This is a genomic window from Planctomycetia bacterium (genome assembly GCA_016795155.1).
GTDB lineage: Bacteria > Planctomycetota > Planctomycetia > Gemmatales > HRBIN36 > JAEUIE01.
On record JAEUIE010000005.1, the window covers coordinates 138,625 to 155,326 of the forward strand.

The window sequence follows — 16,702 nt, forward strand, 5'->3', positions numbered from 1 at the left end:
CTATGGAAGAATCCGAGTCGGCTGGGCCTGTAACTGGCGGTGAAAGGTACCGGAGCATCGATGCACTGCGGGGTGTCGCGGTGCTGGGCATTCTGCTGATGAACATCCCGGTGTTTGGGTTGCCTGAAGCATACCAGATGAATCCATCGATTCCTGAGCAGGCTAGCGTGATCAATGTGCCTTACTGGTTTGTTGGGCTGGTGTTGTTGGAAGGGAAGATGCGTGGGCTGTTCTCGATGCTGTTCGGTGCAGGATGTGTGCTGATTACTTCGAGGGCGGATCAACGCCGATCGGGTATGGAAAGTGGCGACATCTATTATCGACGCACGGTCCTGCTGATGCTGATCGGCTTACTGCATGGTTATCTCCTGTGGGAAGGTGATATTCTCTTCTGGTATGGTGCTATGGGGCTTCTGCTGTATCCGTTTCGACGGGTATCGGGAATTGTTCTGGTGATGATCGGATTGATGCTGGCGTCCATCTTCATTGCACAAGGATACTACCGTCAACATGTCCTGCATACGATGCAAGTGGAAGCGGAACAGGCGGAAGAAGCGGCCCAGCGTGGCGAAACCTTGACTGAAGAACAGACAGCGGCCCGGCAAGCGTGGCAGGCTCGTCAGAAACGACTCAAGCCACCAACAGAGAAGGAGATCGAGAAGCAGATCAAACCATACCAGGGAGACTGGTGGAGCATTTTCAAGTTCCGTGCCAGGCGGGTTTTATCCATCCAGTCGATTGTCCTGTACGAAACAGGCCTGCCTGATGTACTGGCGTTTATGATACTGGGCATGGGCTTTTACAAGTTGGGATTCTTCACTGCAACGCGGACCACGCGGTTCTATGCGACACTGGCCGTGCTCGGGTTTGGCATAGGTATTCCTCTCTCTGCTTACATGGGCAAACTTATGATAGACAGTAATTACATACGGTCTGAAAACATCATTCTGAATCACATGACTTACGGGATTGATCGACTGAGCGTGGCGCTGGGGTACACCGGGCTGCTGATGGTGATGATCCGAAGCGGCTGGCTTACGTGGCTGACTAACCGTCTGGCAGCAGTGGGACAGATGGCTCTCACGAATTACCTGATGCAATCGGCCATTTGCACGACGATTTTCTATGGGTATGGTTTCGGACTGTTTGGCAAGCTATACCTGTATCAGTTGGGGTTCGTAGTACTTGGCGTGTGGATTCTTCAGTTGCTGTTGAGCCCGTTGTGGTTACGATTTTTCCGGTTCGGACCGGTAGAGTGGCTATGGCGGTCGCTGACCTACTTGAAGTGGCAGCCGATGTTGCGGGAGAAGGCGACAGTGTTGAAAGATGAATACAGCCGAAGTGTGGTTCAAGAATCTTGAATTCACCACGAATAAGTCAACGTCACGAATCCTTCAATTCCCCCTTGCCTGGCTCCATTTCCTGGCGAAGGAGGCGCGCTTCCCACCTGGATACTCACGCTGAGGCCTTGTTTTGGTCGCGTACCAATGCCCTGGACTGCTCCGATGGCGTTGGCAACGGTACCAGCGTAAGAAGTGAAACGATCCGCAACACTGCGAACATCCTTGATATCGGTGAGGCCGAACGATTGTTCGATGATGCCGGCGACCATATCTCCCGCTGCGCCAAATACTGCACCAACCTTAGTGCTGTCAAGGACGGGTGTATCTTTGGGATAACTGAGTGAGATCGACCAACCAGACCTGGATAAGGAATTGCGCAGGGTAAAGTTGCCTCCGGTCATGACAGTCGACAGTGTGCCTGTCCAACTCAGATTGAGCGAAGTAGACGGCGATCTTCCGCTCGAATTCGCAGTCAGGCCTTTGACGCTGATGGTAACCTTGCCGGTAGGGTTGTCGACGATGGGGACGCCATCCATGACGAGGCCTTTGACACGTGCAAAGGACTTTGTCACAGCGTCGATGATTTCCCTGGCCCGGCTGTCCGGGGAAAGCATGGGCGAATCGGCTGCCAGGTAAACCTTGTGGCTCAGGAAAAAGCCCAGCACCACGCTGCGGAGGTCGCTGTCTGAGAGTTGCCTGGCCAGCGGAATCCATTGTCTCACTTCCAGCATCGCCTTGTCGACGGTCATGTGCTGCAGGAGTTGCTGAGCGAGAAGACGATCCAGATATCGTGTCACTTGTAGGTTGATCTCTTGTGGTGCAGCCATCGATAATTCCTCCTGCAATCTTGTCCTGAGTGAAAGCACACATGCTTGTATTGATCTAACGAATAACCATGCGAGGCACGACAACGACTTTCGGCTTCGTTGGTGACTTGAAAATCAATGGATAGGATTCCACATAAATGCTGCTGCCATAGGGGCCCTGATTCTTTCCCGTGGCATGGTAATTGCGCCAATCGACGATATGCATGATGCTATTCTTGACACCACCCCACGGATGATTTTCGAGTTGCACCCAAGTGACGTCGCGGCGTTTTCCGAACAGGATAGCATGACACAAGGGACCAGCAACCTGATACTGAGTTCCATCCGATTGATGGGAGGATGGGCGGTCAACAGCAGTCCGTAATGCACGCCAGGCGTGATAGCGTTCATGCCCATCAACGAGTTCGACGTGTGCCCCCGACATCACATCTCCGAAGAATGACTGAGCTGGCCTGTCGTGCATGATGCTGGCCAGGATGGTGATTTCATCGGGATTGGCCCGATCAACGAGATTCAGTAATTTTTCATATCCCCACCTGATTTGAGGTAGGCCCTGATCAACCAGATGATGAGTGCTTTGTCATTCATGCTGAGGCTCCGCGTCTGCCTCTTTATGCGTCGTGTTCCGTCAAAACACGTCAGGGTTAGCAAAAAATTCTAACCATGGGTGCAGCCGAAGCCTGGTTTAAGCTTGGTGATTTCGAAGCATCATTGGATAAATCCTTATTCCGATTGACAATGTACGCAGTAAAGCCAATGCTTTTGACAGAGCTATGCTGTTTTCACTGGGGAGTAGCCAATGTCTACGAATGAACCCAATGCGTCGCCTTCTTCCAACAACGTGGTCAACACGGGGAAGAAAATTGTTGATCGGTTGTCCCTGGCAGGGAAACTGATGTGCGGAGCTACTATCCTTGCGATACTTTCTGCCTTCCTCAGCCTGTTTACGGTCAGCGTGAATGTGGAAAATCCAGTCATGAAAATGGCTGCAGTACATAACAGCGGCAGTTCCATGGTAATACAAGACTGGAGAGGGGTGGTGGCAGTCCTGTGCTGCGTGGGTTGTGGAGTTATGACATGGATGTTGCTGAGTGGAACGGCACCAGCTCAGGCCAGGAACTTCACCATTGCCATGCTGGCTGCGGGGGGCGTAGCGTTACTGATGTGTATTCTGATCTGGGTTGATATCAACCGTGCGTCTTCCGCCTTTACCGGACTGGGAGCTGAAATGAGAGCTGGTGCAGGAATTGGTGCCTATTTGATACTTTTAGCCAGTCTGGTTTGTCTTGCAGGTTCGGTATTACATGCTCGGGATAAGAATCTGTTTTAAGCTTTACTGCTTGTGCACGATAATCCATTTTTCCCTGCAGGCCATGCTTTGGAGTATGGCCTGTTGTACTGTCCCGTCCCCCCCTTTCTCCTATACTAACAGTCGTTTTATCTTCATTCCCCATGATGGGTTTTATATGAGCGGCTCGACGTTTGCATCCCGGTGGAACTTGGATGTCATCGACGAACAATATCAGCGTTGGCAACGAGGCGCCCAGTCGGTGGATAGTCACTGGCAGGCGTTTTTTGAAGGGTTTCAATTGGCCAATGGCAGGCCGGCAGCAACAGGGGCAGCTCCCGTTGGTTCAGCCGGTCTTTTTGATTTAGTGGATGCTTACCGCTGCTGGGGGCATCTCTCAGCACATCTGAATCCGCTTGATCCACCACCTGAAACACATCGCTTCCTGGAACTGGCCCAGTTCGGTTACAGCGAAGCTGATTTTGATCAGTACCTTGAAAACATTCCGTTCCTGGGTTTGCTAAAAGGCACTCTTGGTGAGCTGGTCGCAGCATTGAAAGAGACCTACTGCGGAACGCTGGGTGTGGAATACATGCACATTCAGGACCCGGAAATCCGCCGCTGGTTCCAGGACAAGATGGAGCCTCGCCGCAACCGGCCCAACATGCAGCAGGAACAGCAGCTTCGCATCCTCCGCAAGCTCTATTACGCCGAAATCTTTGAACGCTTCCTGGCAACCACTTACCCAGGCAAGAAACGGTTTGGCCTGGAAGGTTCCGATACGATGATTCCCGTGCTCGATGCCATCATCGAGAAGTCGAGCGACATGGGCGGCGATGAAATTGTCATTGGTATGCCACACCGTGGCCGGTTGAATGTTCTTTGCAACATCCTCCGGATGCCTTACCACGGCATGTTCGCTGAGTTTGAAGATATCGTCAACAGCGGCGCTGTAGCTGAAGATGGCGATGTGAAGTACCACCTGGGTTACTCGTACGACCATGAAACGACCAAGGGGAACAAGATACATCTGACACTGACGCCTAACCCCAGTCACTTGGAAGCAGTGAACCCGGTAGTGGAAGGACGTGTACGAGCCAAGCAGCGATTAAAAGGTGATTCAGAACGCAAACGAGTCATCCCCATGCTGATTCATGGTGATGCAGCCTTTGCCGGGCAGGGCATCGTCACCGAAACCCTGGCCATGAGCCAATTGCAGGGGTTTAAGACGGGTGGAACGATTCACTTGATCGTCAATAATCAGGTTGGGTTTACCACACATCCACGGGATGGTCGTTCTACCACGTACTGCACCGATGTAGGCAAAATGATTGAAGCTCCGGTGCTGCATGTGAATGCGGAAGACCCGGAAGCGTGTGTCTATGCTGCAGAACTTGCGGTTGAATTCCGGCAGCGGTTCGCCAAGGACGTGATGATTGATCTGATTGGCTATCGTAAAAACGGTCACAATGAAACGGATGATCCGACTTACACCTTGCCAGTGATGTATGCGAAGATCAAGGAACACAAACCGATCGCCCATCTTTATGGCGATCAACTGGCCAAGAGTGGCGACTTGTCGAAGCGAACCGTTGCGGAGACTGAAAAGGAATTCAACGAGAAACTGAACGAAGACAAACTGGCCTTGCAGAACACCCCCCCAACGACGCGCTACATGCCTGGCTTCGGTGGCCGTTGGGAGAATCTGAAACCCAAGGACATGTTCACCGAGGTGGCGACGGCGGTAAGCCATGAAGTCTTTGCTGAGGTGGCCAGGTGCTTGAACACTATTCCTGAAGGCTTTCAGCCTCACCGTCTTCTGGGCAAGCAGATTCACGAACGAGCCGAGCAATTTGCCCAGAAGCAGCCCATCTACTGGGGTTTTGCAGAAATGCTGGCGTACGGCACGCTGCTCAAAGAAGGCCATCGGGTACGTATCACCGGGCAGGATGTCCGCCGGGGTACTTTCACCCATCGTCATGCAGTCTGGTGTGATGCCCGCAACAATGAAACATATCTGCCCCTGAACAACATGGAGCCAAACCAGGCTGCGACGATGAGCGTGTACGACAGTTTGCTTTCTGAAGCTGCAGTCGTCGGCTTTGAATATGGCTTCTCGCTGGATGATCCCACTACGCTGGTAGTGTGGGAGGCACAGTTCGGCGACTTCGTCAACGGCGCTCAGATCATCCTCGATCAGTTTGTCACATCAAGCGAAAGCAAATGGCGGCGGGCCAGCGGTCTGGTACTGCTATTGCCACACGGCATGGAAGGTCAGGGGCCGGAGCATTCCAGCGCCCGGCTGGAACGCTTCCTGCAATGTTGTGCCGATAACAATATCCAGGTGTGTCAGCCGACAACACCTGCACAGCACTTCCATATGCTGCGTCGGCAGATGAAACGGGGCTTCCGCAAACCGCTCGTCGTGATGACACCCAAGTCATTACTGCGTTTATCAGCTGCCACCTCGCCGCACGAAGAATTTACGGAAGGCGGGTTCAGGGAAGTGATTGATGATACCAAGGTGAATGCTGCCGAGGTTAAGCGAGTTCTGATCTGTTCAGGTAAAGTCTACTACGACCTGATCAAGGCACGCGAAGATGCCAACCGAAGTGATATCGCGATTATTCGGCTTGAGCAACTCTATCCGTTCCATGATGCCCTGGTGCAGAAGGTGCTGGGCCGTTATCAGCCTGAACAGTTTGTGTGGGTGCAGGAAGAGGCGCTCAACAATGGCGCCTGGTTCTTTGTGGAACCACGCCTTCGCGATCTGGGAATCAATGTGGTTTGCTGCAGCCGCGACGCCAGCGCCAGCCCATCGGTAGGTTCCGAGAAGGTTCATCTGAAGGAACAGAAGGAACTGGTCGATACCGCCATCGAAGGCAAGGTGCCTCACCTGGTGAAAGCATCGCAACTGGTGTTCAGCAAGCCGAAGTAACACACGAGACACAACTTACAATGATGTGGCAGGGTTGTGCATGTACCCATGCACGACCCTGAAGGCTACGAAATGGTTGCACAATCTGCAGGGTCATTCGGAGTACCGAATAACCCTGCCACAGCTTCATAGAATATCCCTGAGACAAAATTCTGGAGAAGTTTCATCATGCCTGTTGAGATCAAAGTTCCTCCCGCTGGCGAATCAGTTACGGAAGCTCTGGTTTCCAAGTGGCTGAAAGCTGACGGAGATTATGTGCAGGCAGATGAGAATATTGTTGAACTGGAAACCGATAAAGCGGTGATGGAACTGCCAACCACGCGTGCCGGGCAGCTCAAGATTATTACCCAGCAGGGCAATAAGGTACCTATTGGAACCGTGCTGGCCACGGTGGATGAAAAGGCAGCAGCGCCGGCCAAGGCGGCACCAGCGAAAACTGCTGCTCCAGTGCCAGTAGCAACCCCCACCAGGGAAACGGTTGTTGTTCGCGAACCAGTTCTTTCCCCTGCTGCCAAGGTTCATGCTGAAGAAAAGGGAGTTGATCCCAAGGGCATCAAGGGTACAGGCCGTGATGGCAGAATCATCAAGGAAGATGTGCTGACAGCCAGCGTGAAACCGGTCGCCAGCACGCAGATTGTCACCGCCAGCGTGCAGGTGCCTGCCGTACAGGGTAGTGGCGTGCGGGAAACCCGACAGAAAATGTCGATGATCCGCAGCCGCATTGCCCAAAGGCTGGTTGAATCGAAACAGACCACTGCCCAACTGACCACGTTCAACGAAGTGGATATGTCGGGCATCATGGCATTGCGCAACAAGTTCAAAGATAAGTTCAAGGAAAAGTACGGCGTGGGTTTGGGGTTCATGTCGTTCTTTGTCAAAGCCGTCATCGAAGGGCTCAAAGCATTTCCGCTGGTCAACGCCCGCATCGATGGCGAAGACATTGTCATCCAGAACTTTTACGATATCGGCATTGCAGTCAGCACCGAGCGGGGACTGATGGTTCCCGTGGTACGGAATTGCGATCAGCTCAGCTTCGCCCAGATTGAACAACATATTGGCGAGATGGCAGTCAAAGCCCGTGATGGTAAGATTGCCGTCAGCGACCTGCAGGGTGGCACGTTCACTATTACCAATGGCGGCATCTTCGGTTCGCTGATGTCCACACCGATCTTGAACCCGCCTCAGTCGGGCATCCTCGGCATGCATGGCATCAAGGATAGGCCGGTGGTGGTGGACGGTCAGATTGTGATCCGTCCGATGATGTATCTCGCTTTCACCTACGATCATCGGATTATCGATGGCCGGGAATCAGTGCAGTTCCTGGTGCGGGTCAAGGAGTGTCTGGAAGACCCGCAGCGGTTGATGCTGGAGGTGTAAGCATTTAGCCCCCGGCACTTTATGCCGGGGGCGGGTTCTTGCGAAGAAGATAAAGTACTCTTGCTGTAAATCAATTAATCAGCCTGCCATTGATTGAATTCCGTCGAGATTGATGTCGAGTTGTCGCGCGGTCCCGCCCCCGGCTTAAAGAGCCGGGGGCTAAATGGAGCCTTCCGCATGCGTTACTTGATTCTGTTGTTGTTTCTGGTTAATCAGGGTTTTGCCCAGGATTCGCCGCGTAAATCGACGAACCTCAACAACGAGTGGACATTTCATCGCGATGGTTCCAAAGAAATCAAGACCGTCACGTTGCCCACACACTGGGAAACGCATGAGGGGCTGAAGTTTGATGGCATTGGCTGGTATGAGAAGACTATTGAGTTGCCTGAACTGCCGAAGGGACGAAGATTGCTTCTGCACTTTGATGCGGTGGCGACGCAGGCGACGGTCTATTGGAATGATGTAAAGCTGGGGGAGCACTTGGGAGCGTGGACGCCGTTTCGGTTTGATGTGACGGAGCATCTGTCCCCCTCTCCCCCCCGGGGAGAAGGGTTAGGGGTGAGGGGTTCTGACTCGAAGCGCAAGCACACGATCAGGGTGCGTGTCGATGAAAAAGTGGGTCACAACACGCAGGGGTTTTTGCCGATCATTGCTCCGCACTTCGGGGGGATATGGCAGGGGGTGAAATTGATTGAGACCGCGGAATATCGATTTGATGATTCCTCATTCAGAAGTTTGATTGACGAGAAGGAGGAAACATTTCATTTTGCTTTAGATATTCTTGGCGCCCCTGCATGGGATCAAGAGAAGCCAAGAATGGGGCCGCAGTCCATTCGATTAATGTGGCGAAAGGCAGGTGGATCATGGCTAGATCTTAATCTTGAATCCAGCGGTGGGAAGGTAGCAAAGCATGGTTTTAACATCAATTACAGTCAGAAGTTGTCGGTTGATCCGCAGGCCTGGGTATCATCTGGGCCTTCATATGAGAAGCATAGTTTCAGTTGCGAATTCAAAATGGAACAGTTCAAGCAATGGAGTGCAAGTGATCCTTCAGTTTACGAGTTCAAAATCATTCTGAATTCTCAAGGCTCAGTTCAAATACAGGATGAGTTTCAGTTCACCTATGGCTTCCGCACCATCACTACCAAAGGCGACCAGTTCCTTCTCAACGGCCAACCGCTCTCTATTCGCGGCGTGCTGAACTGGGGTTACTATCCTCCCACGCTAGCACCGACGCCTACCGAGGAACAATGGCGATCTGACCTCAAGCTCATCAAGAGTTGGGGTTTCAATTTGATGAAGTGCTGTCTGTGGGTGCCGCCGAAGAGGCTCTTGGAGATTGCGGATGAAGAAGGGGTGCTCATCTGGCTCGAGTATCCAACCTGGCATCCGAAGTTGGTGCCACAGTATCAGGCGGAACTGATGCAGGAGTACAAGGAGTTTCATGAACTGGATCGGAACCATCCGTCGGTGATCCTGCGCAGCTTGACGTGCGAGACGGGGCCGGGAGCGGATATCAAGGTAATCCAAGCCTTGTACGATCAATGCAAGAAGATGTGCGGCGGGCTGGTGGTTGATGATTCAAGCTGGATCGAGTGGAACCGCGTCTTCGATTTCTACGACGACCATCCCTATGGCAACAACCACACCTGGGTGGCAACGCTGGACCGGCTCAAGAAGTATATTGCCACTTCAAAGTATGGTGTGAAGCCACTGTGTCTGGGCGAGGCGATTGCCGCCGATACGTGGGTGCCGACCAAGCCGATGCTGGAGGCGATTGCCAAAGCGAAGGCAGACCCGAAGCAGGCGTGGAGCATTGATGAGCGAGGCTATCCATTCTGGGTGCCTGGGTTCTTTGATGCAAATCGGAAGTGGTTGGAACGGATGGGGAGGGTTTGTGGGGGGGAGGTGGATGAAGAAAAATTGTACCAGGATTCATTGAGATATGCCAGGCTGATGCGGAAGTATCAGATGGAAACCTATCGGCGCGAGGTGCCGAATGGGGGGTATGTGGTGAGCGTGCTGCGGGACTTTCCACTCGCAAGCATGGGATTGATGGATTATCTGGGGCGGCCAAAATGGAAGCAGCAAGAATGGAGGTGGCATGTGACTGGAATGCCCTCTAACATCGAGGATGCTCGTATGCGAATGTTGTTTGCGAAGGTAGGGGCTGCGCACACTCCAGACAAAATACGAAGGGTGTCCAAACTTGATGAAACAATATTGGATTATTTAAACGAAGGCGGCAACGTGTTTCTTGAAGCAAATGGTCAATCTGGCAGTTTTCCTACTAGTTCGCATTGGTTTTTAAGGGGAGGTCCATTTGTTAATCCGCATCATCCTGTCTATCAACGACTGCAGAGTCCTTCGTTTTTTGCCGAATACCAGCATTTTGAACTGGCATCAGATGTTATCCCCAACATCCAGTATTTGACGGAGATCGACCCCATCGTTATGCTCTGGGACAACCACGATATTAAAGAAGTCAAAACACATGGGTTGATATTTGAAACAGCGGTTGGCCGAGGTAGGCTCATGGTCTGTGCGATTAACCTTGAGGATAATTCTGTACTAGCGAAAAGGTTTTTGAGGAATCGACTTTATGCCCATCTCATGGATGGTCCGCCGCCTCGCAATGCCCTCAAGCCAGAAACGATTGCACGCATGCGGGCCAAGTTGAATGAGAAGAAGCTCGATCTCGTCACCAAGTCCTGGCAGTTCATGCCTGATGGCAGGAACGAAGGGCTGAAGCTGGGCTGGGAGAAGGCTGGTTTTGATGATGCAGCGTGGAAGCAGATTAAGATTGGTCAGCATTGGGAAGGGCAGGGGCATAACGCTCTGGATGGCTGGGCGTGGTATCGGCTGACGGTGGATGTGCCTAAGGATTGGGCTGGAGTGCCGATCTATTTGAATAGTGAAGGTGTTGATGATGCCTACGAAATCTATGTCAACGGAACCAGGATTGGTTCAGCTGGAGATATTCCCAACAAGAAAACTGCCTTTGAAGATCGCACGGCTCATGCCATACCGCCGGGGGTACTTAAGCATGGCGAGAAGAATGTAATCGCAGTACGAGTTTATGACTGGTACGGAGCAGGCGGTATTCATAGGCCGATGTCTTTGGGCAATGTGCCCATCGGTGGTATAGATATTTTAAAGTAATTTTCTTAACGCGCCTTGGCGTCTTGGCGGTTAGTATTCTAAATTAAACCGCCAAGTCGCCAAGAAGACGCCAAGAGTACAAAGCAATGGACTTACATGCTTCGCTCGGTCATAAAGAGCAAAGAAACGGGATGAATATCTTGAAGTAATTTTCTTGGCGTTCCTTGGCGTCTTGGCGGTTAGTATTCTAAATTAAACCGCCAAGTCGCCAAGAAGACGCCAAGAGTACAAAGCAATGGACTTACATTCTTCGCTCGGTCATAAAGAGCAAAGAAACGGGATGAATGTCTTGAAGTGATTTTCTTGGCGTTCCTTGGCGTCTTGGCGGCTAATATTCTGAAGTAAACCGCCAAGAGAACAAAGTCATGAACCGAGAACCTTCGCCTGAACATGATGAAATAGCACGGCAGGTGATAGGGGCAGCGATTGAAGTACACAAAGAGTTGGGACCTGGTTTTCTGGAATCAGTTTATGAGCATGCCATGGAGGCAGAATTTGAATTGCGGGGAATGATCTTCAGGCGACAGCATGTCATCGGTGTTGAGTACAAGGGATTACCAGTTGGCGAAGGAAAACTGGATTTTCTGGTTCAGGATGCTGTAGTCGTGGAATTGAAAGCGGTTGAGGCTCTGGCTCCTGTGCATACGGCTCAAGTTATTTCTTACCTGAAGGCGACGAAACTGCAACTCGGATTGCTGATCAACTCCAATGTTCCGTTGCTCAAGGCAGGGATCAAGCGAATTGTTTTAACTGGCTGATGAATTAATGGAAAGATATTTTCAGGTTAATGAATAATTCTGAACTATGCTTAGACTACATCCCACATCAAGGTTTTAATTGCATGCCTAAGTTAGTTCTTACCTGCTTGCTGTTCTTCACTCTTGCACTTCCTGCTCTCGCGCAAGCTGAGAGGCAGCAGATTACTGGTTCTTCGTTCCTGATTTCGCCACAGGGTCATCTGCTGACCTGTTCGCATGTGCTCTTTGGCGCTTCGAGCGTGACGGTCATATACCAGGGCAAAGAGGTCAATGCTCAAGTAATGGAGGATGACAAAGTCAGAGATATTGCCCTGTTGAAACTGGATGAGAAACCGCAGCATAGCCTGCCACTGTACACTGGTGAACTGGAGCAGGGGGTGGAGGCGCGTGCCTTTGGCTATCCGCTGGCCAGGCTCCTTGGTTCAGACATCAAAGTTACACGGGGCAGCGTTTCGGGATTCATGAAACTGAAAAACAGCCAGATCATCCAGATGGATACCCTTGTCAATTCAGGGAACAGTGGTGGGCAGCTGGTCAATCAATCTGGTGCAGTGATCGGACTGGTCTTTGCCAAGCTGAATCCGGTAGTTGGCCAATCCGGTTTTGGCATGCATGCGATCGAACTCAAGCGTCTGTTGGACAAGCATGCGGTGCCTTATGAAAAAGTCCAGAACATGGGTGCGGCTCTGGAAGGCCCGGCACTGGTCAAACAGGTGAAGCCCTCAGTGCTGCCTGTTTTAAACAGGCACGTCACTGTTGCAGAACGCGAGCAACCCAAGCCGGCTCGCCCATTGCCACTGATTGATCGTTACCGCAAGATACAAACCAATACGGATGGCTTTCTGGATGGCGAATCGACTGCCAGGAATTATCCCGGTCAGTCGCATCCCTTTCTGCATGAGGCATTCCGGGAAGTGCAGCCTGAAGGTTCAGTGCTCATTGGCTTCAGCATCAGTACGAACAACCACACGCGAGGCATTGAAGCGATTTGCGGTCTGCAGCCGATCTACCGCAGGAATGGACAGGAAGTTTATGGGAAGACGTATGGCTCAACGCTGATCAAAAGCCATCATCTGGTGGCCCGCGAGGGGTATGCCGTTGCTGCGATCAAATACAAGATCGGCCTGCAATTGGATTGCATGCAACTGGTGTATCAGAAAATCGAGAACAATCGCCTGGTCGAACAGGATGCTTATGAGTCTGTTGTGGCTGGGACCAAAGATCTTACGCCAAATCATACACTCAGTACCAACGGGTTGATTCCTGTTGGCATTCATGGTTTTCTCAAGAGAGATCGCAGTACTTTCGGCCTTGGGCTGGTAATGAAATCAGCGAAATAGTTATGGTTATGCTGGCTTTTTGCCCAAAGCTCTCCAAAGGAAGTAGACCGGGATGCCAGCGAGGACGATGATCAGTCCGGGCCAGGTCATTTTGGGTTTGACGAGCAGCAGATCGACCATCACTGCAGCACAGAGCACGACATAGAGGGCAGGCAGCACGGGGTAGCCAAAGGCTTTTACCGGGCGTTCAAGATGGGGTTGCTTTCTCCGTAGAACAAATAATCCAACAACGGTCAGCACATAGAAGATCAGCACTGCGAAGATGACATAGTCGAGCAGTTCGTTGTAGGTGCCTGAAAAGAGCAGCAGAATTGACCAGAAACCCTGTACGACAAGAGCAACTGCAGGAACGCCTCGTTTGTTGAGTGTGCCGACCGAACTGAAGAACAGCCCTTCCTTGGCCATGACATAGTAGAGGCGGGCGCCCATGAGTGTCATGCCGTTGACGCAGCCGAACGTGGAAATCATGATGGCAACAGCCATGATGGCAGCGCCCCAGCCTGGGGAAAAGAGTTCCATGACGGCAGTGCCTACCCTGCCATCGCGGGCATTGTCGATGCCTCGTTCGCGAGCAGCCTGGCTGATGTTCTGGTTGGCCGATTCACGCAGGCTGACCGCCTGTTCCACTTTGCCTTGATCGAAAAGAACCTTGGCCTCCCGTTCTTTCTGGGCTGCCGCTGCCTCCAGCTTCTGGGCTGTATCAGCCCTGCCTTTGACAGGAAGCGACTCCAGAAAAGCGACGTTGGCAACGATATAGAGCAGAACTACTGCACCAGTGCCCATCGCCAGGCTCAAGGGCAGGTTGCGTCGGGGGTTCTGGATTTCACCTGCAGCAAAGGTGACATTGTTCCAGGCATCGGAGGAGAAAAGTGCACCGACCATCGCCCCGCCGAAGACCATGAAAGCAATAGCCATGGGATTCAAGCCACCAAAGAGTTCCTGCGTCTGATTGAACTTGGGAGTCGAGAACATGCCCGTCCATGGTTCTTCCCAGTTCATCTGGCGAATATCAATGCGCGAAACAACAAACAGGCCGATGGCAATCAGCATGATGAGTGCGAGAGTTTTGGCGACCGTCATGACGTTTTGAACAATTTTCCCTTCCTGTACACCCCGGCAATTGAGCCAGGTCAGGAACGCGATGACCGCCAAGGCTACCATCTGTCCGCCGGTGATGATGAAATGTTTCATTTCAAAGAAGGGTTCAGCCATCCAGGGCAGTTTGAGTTTGATGTCAACATGAGTGGCGACATAGAGTACGGTGGCATGTACCTGATCTTTAGCCCAACCCAGGTCGGGAAAGAAACCTGCCAGGTGAGGCACCTTGTCTACGAGATCACCAGCGATGCCATGATCGGTTCCCAGGGCAGGGAAGAAGACGCCGAGGAACTTGGCGAATGCCATGGCGACGGCGGCTATAGAACCGGTTTGAATGACGAGGAAACAGGTCCAGCCATAGAGGAATCCCCACATCGGGCTGTAGGCTTCCTTGAGGAAGATGTACTGACCACCGGCGTGTGGATACATGCCGGCGAGTTCAGCGTAGCTGAGTGCTCCGAGGACAGTCATGATGCCTGAAAGTACCCAGACAGCCATCAGCCAGCCCGAAGAACCGACGTGTTCCGCGATTTCCTGCGAGGTGATGAAGATGCCTGAGCCGATCATGGTTCCCATGATGAGCATGGTGGCATCGAAGAGATTCAGTCGTTGCTGAAAACCAGTGGAATTGGATGGAGGAGCGGAAGCAGTCGAAGCGCTCATGCAGTAGTCCTTACAAAACAAACGTGCTGGATCATACCAATCCAGCACGTTAAATGCTATGAACAAATCGGGCAAAGAGCCTACCCTTGCTGTCCAGATGCCATTCTTGCCCGCAGCTTGCTGTGCTGTTTACCATAGAGGAAGTAGATGATCAGTCCGAGACCGAGCCAGATGATAAGCCGCCACCAGTTATCGGCAGGCAGGGAAAACATCATGGTGAGGCAGAGGATGATTCCGGTGGCAGGAATTACAGGTACCATCGGACAACGGAAAGGTCTTTCTGCATTGGGATTGATCCTTCGCATGACGAGCACTGCAGCACAGACCACCACGAAGGCAAACAAGGTACCAATGTTGGTCAGATGGAGCAGGGCATCAATCGGGAGCAGCCCTGCAGCCAGGGCGACCAGTGTGCCAATGAGAATGGTACTCTTCCAGGGCGTCTGGAACTTGGGATGAATGCTGGCAAAGAATTTAGTTGGCATGAGTCCATCACGGGCCATGGCAAGGAAGACGCGTGGAGCGCTGAGCATCATCACCAGAAGCACCGAGGTGATTCCAGCAACGCCTGCGATAGAGATAATAACCTCGGCCCAACCCAGACCAATCTGCTTGAATGCCGATGAAACACCAGCATCCTTGTCGATCAGGTTGTATTTGACCATGCCGGTGAGCACAGCAACTACGCCAATGTAGAGTATGGTGCAGATGAGCAGAGAGCCGATGATGCCGAAGGGGATATCTCTCTTGGGGTTCTTGGCTTCTTCTGCCTGTGTGGAGACCGCATCAAAGCCGATGTAGGCAAAGAAAATAATAGCAGCACCGGCAATCATTCCGACGGGCTGGCCTCCTGCATTCGTCTGTCCATGTACGGGTATGCCAAAGAAGCTTAAACCAGTCCAGCCATAGGGGGCAAACGGGAAGTAATTATCCGGGTTGATGTAAAAGACGCCAACGCAGATGACAAAGACGACTGCAAATACTTTGATAGCTACCATAAGTGCATTGAAGAATGCACTTTCCTGAATGCCTTTCACCAGAATGATGGTGACGATGACGGCAATCATGACCGCAGGCATGTTGATGATGGCATTTTGCCGATTGGTAATTTTCGATTCGAAAGCCTGATCGCCTGCCAGCGCCAGTGTGTAAGGTTTTCCAGGGGCATTGGCTTTGTTATCTGCATTGATCCAAACTGCGATTTTGTGCTGATCACGGGTTTTCAGATCAGCGAATTTTGCTCTGTCAGCTTCGGGCAGCTTTTCACGAATGGCATCAGTGAGTGCCTGGTACGAAACCACTTTCTGCTGAACGACCATGTTGTCGTACTTGCCGACGGTATTAGGCAGCAGCATGCCATCGTCGTAGACATATGGGCCGCCTGTAAAGATAAATGGCAGAGACAATCCTAACTTGCCAATCACGCTTTGAAAATATCCTGACCATCCGTTGGCAACCGTTGCGGCGCCGACGGCATATTCGAGAACAAGATCCCAGCCGATAATCCAGGCGAAGAGTTCACCCAGGGTGGTATAGGCATAGGTGTAGGCACTGCCTGCTACAGGTGCCATGGATGCGAATTCAGCATAACATAAGGCGGCCATCACGCAGGCGAACCCTGCCAGCATGTAAGAAACCATCAGTGCTGGACCAGCGATTTCATGTGCCGCCTTGCCTGTTGCAACGAAGATACCGGCACCAATCACAGCACCTACACCCAGTGCCACCAGAGTCCATGGGCCAAGCACTCGTTTTAAGCGATGCTCCCCACCTGACTCTTCCTTGAGAACCTGCTCAAGTGATTTCGTCGCGAATAGCTGATTCGGCATAGCAGCCCGTGCTCCTGTTAGCGCAATAATTCACACTTCCAATAGTGTTCCTTTTATTGAAGGACTTGAACCGTTGGAA

At 52.0% G+C, this 16,702-nt stretch carries 11 protein-coding genes; 7 read left to right on the plus strand and 4 right to left on the minus strand.

What is annotated here, in order from left to right; genetic code table 11:
- Nucleotides 1-218: 218 nt before the first annotated feature.
- Nucleotides 219-1,361, plus strand: coding sequence for a DUF418 domain-containing protein (locus JNJ77_02655; GenBank protein MBL8821460.1), 1,143 nt, complete (start codon nucleotides 219-221; stop codon nucleotides 1,359-1,361).
- 2 nt (nucleotides 1,362-1,363) lie between these two features.
- Here JNJ77_02655 and JNJ77_02660 read toward each other — a convergent pair whose 3' ends face one another.
- Both JNJ77_02660 and JNJ77_02665 read right to left on the minus strand, forming a co-directional pair.
- A complete protein-coding gene (locus JNJ77_02660) occupies nucleotides 1,364-2,170 on the minus strand; it encodes a hypothetical protein (GenBank protein ID MBL8821461.1) in 807 nt (268 codons plus the stop codon).
- Nucleotides 2,171-2,225: 55 nt separating this feature from the next.
- A complete protein-coding gene (locus JNJ77_02665; GenBank protein ID MBL8821462.1) occupies nucleotides 2,226-2,594 on the minus strand; it encodes a hypothetical protein in 369 nt (122 codons plus the stop codon).
- 375 nt (nucleotides 2,595-2,969) lie between these two features.
- On the opposite strand from JNJ77_02665, the gene JNJ77_02670 reads away from it, so the two are divergent.
- The 6 genes from JNJ77_02670 to JNJ77_02695 all read left to right on the plus strand — a co-directional run bounded on the left by JNJ77_02670 (nucleotide 2,970) and on the right by JNJ77_02695 (nucleotide 13,033).
- Complete coding sequence (locus tag JNJ77_02670; protein ID MBL8821463.1) at nucleotides 2,970-3,500, plus strand: hypothetical protein; 531 nt, start codon at nucleotides 2,970-2,972, stop codon at nucleotides 3,498-3,500.
- Between the two features lie 136 nt (nucleotides 3,501-3,636).
- Nucleotides 3,637-6,396 carry a 2-oxoglutarate dehydrogenase E1 component gene (locus tag JNJ77_02675; GenBank protein MBL8821464.1) on the plus strand — a complete coding sequence of 920 codons (2,760 nt, stop codon included), beginning with the start codon at nucleotides 3,637-3,639 and terminating at the stop codon, nucleotides 6,394-6,396.
- A gap of 168 nt (nucleotides 6,397-6,564) precedes the next feature.
- Nucleotides 6,565-7,773, plus strand: coding sequence for a 2-oxoglutarate dehydrogenase complex dihydrolipoyllysine-residue succinyltransferase (gene odhB / locus JNJ77_02680; protein ID MBL8821465.1), 1,209 nt, complete (start codon nucleotides 6,565-6,567; stop codon nucleotides 7,771-7,773).
- 177 nt (nucleotides 7,774-7,950) lie between these two features.
- Nucleotides 7,951-10,935 carry a beta galactosidase jelly roll domain-containing protein gene (locus tag JNJ77_02685; GenBank protein ID MBL8821466.1) on the plus strand — a complete coding sequence of 995 codons (2,985 nt, stop codon included), beginning with the start codon at nucleotides 7,951-7,953 and terminating at the stop codon, nucleotides 10,933-10,935.
- Between the two features lie 365 nt (nucleotides 10,936-11,300).
- The gene (locus JNJ77_02690) at nucleotides 11,301-11,693 is read left to right on the plus strand and encodes a GxxExxY protein (protein ID MBL8821467.1); all 393 of its coding nucleotides are present in this window, start codon (nucleotides 11,301-11,303) and stop codon (nucleotides 11,691-11,693) included.
- Between the two features lie 83 nt (nucleotides 11,694-11,776).
- Nucleotides 11,777-13,033: a trypsin-like peptidase domain-containing protein gene (locus tag JNJ77_02695; GenBank protein MBL8821468.1), complete on the plus strand. Its 1,257-nt coding sequence runs from the start codon at nucleotides 11,777-11,779 to the stop codon at nucleotides 13,031-13,033.
- 6 nt (nucleotides 13,034-13,039) lie between these two features.
- Here JNJ77_02695 and JNJ77_02700 read toward each other — a convergent pair whose 3' ends face one another.
- Nucleotides 13,040-14,794, minus strand: a complete 1,755-nt coding sequence (locus JNJ77_02700) for an amino acid permease (protein ID MBL8821469.1) — start codon at nucleotides 14,792-14,794, stop codon at nucleotides 13,040-13,042.
- 80 nt (nucleotides 14,795-14,874) lie between these two features.
- A complete protein-coding gene (locus tag JNJ77_02705; GenBank protein MBL8821470.1) occupies nucleotides 14,875-16,623 on the minus strand; it encodes an amino acid permease in 1,749 nt (582 codons plus the stop codon).
- Between the last annotated feature and the right edge of the window lie 79 nt (nucleotides 16,624-16,702).

What these genes read in the sequence shown, in the direction of transcription:
- JNJ77_02655 (MBL8821460.1), top strand. Translation starts at nt 219, where the DNA reads ATGCGTGGGCTGTTCTCGATGCTGTTCGGTGCAGGATGTGTGCTGATT.
- JNJ77_02660 (MBL8821461.1), bottom strand. Translation starts at nt 2,170, where the DNA reads ATGGCTGCACCACAAGAGATCAACCTACAAGTGACACGATATCTGGAT.
- JNJ77_02665 (MBL8821462.1), bottom strand. Translation starts at nt 2,594, where the DNA reads ATGTCGGGGGCACACGTCGAACTCGTTGATGGGCATGAACGCTATCAC.
- JNJ77_02670 (MBL8821463.1), top strand. Translation starts at nt 2,970, where the DNA reads ATGTCTACGAATGAACCCAATGCGTCGCCTTCTTCCAACAACGTGGTC.
- JNJ77_02675 (MBL8821464.1), top strand. Translation starts at nt 3,637, where the DNA reads ATGAGCGGCTCGACGTTTGCATCCCGGTGGAACTTGGATGTCATCGAC.
- odhB (MBL8821465.1), top strand. Translation starts at nt 6,565, where the DNA reads ATGCCTGTTGAGATCAAAGTTCCTCCCGCTGGCGAATCAGTTACGGAA.
- JNJ77_02685 (MBL8821466.1), top strand. Translation starts at nt 7,951, where the DNA reads ATGCGTTACTTGATTCTGTTGTTGTTTCTGGTTAATCAGGGTTTTGCC.
- JNJ77_02690 (MBL8821467.1), top strand. Translation starts at nt 11,301, where the DNA reads ATGAACCGAGAACCTTCGCCTGAACATGATGAAATAGCACGGCAGGTG.
- JNJ77_02695 (MBL8821468.1), top strand. Translation starts at nt 11,777, where the DNA reads ATGCCTAAGTTAGTTCTTACCTGCTTGCTGTTCTTCACTCTTGCACTT.
- JNJ77_02700 (MBL8821469.1), bottom strand. Translation starts at nt 14,794, where the DNA reads ATGAGCGCTTCGACTGCTTCCGCTCCTCCATCCAATTCCACTGGTTTT.
- JNJ77_02705 (MBL8821470.1), bottom strand. Translation starts at nt 16,623, where the DNA reads ATGCCGAATCAGCTATTCGCGACGAAATCACTTGAGCAGGTTCTCAAG.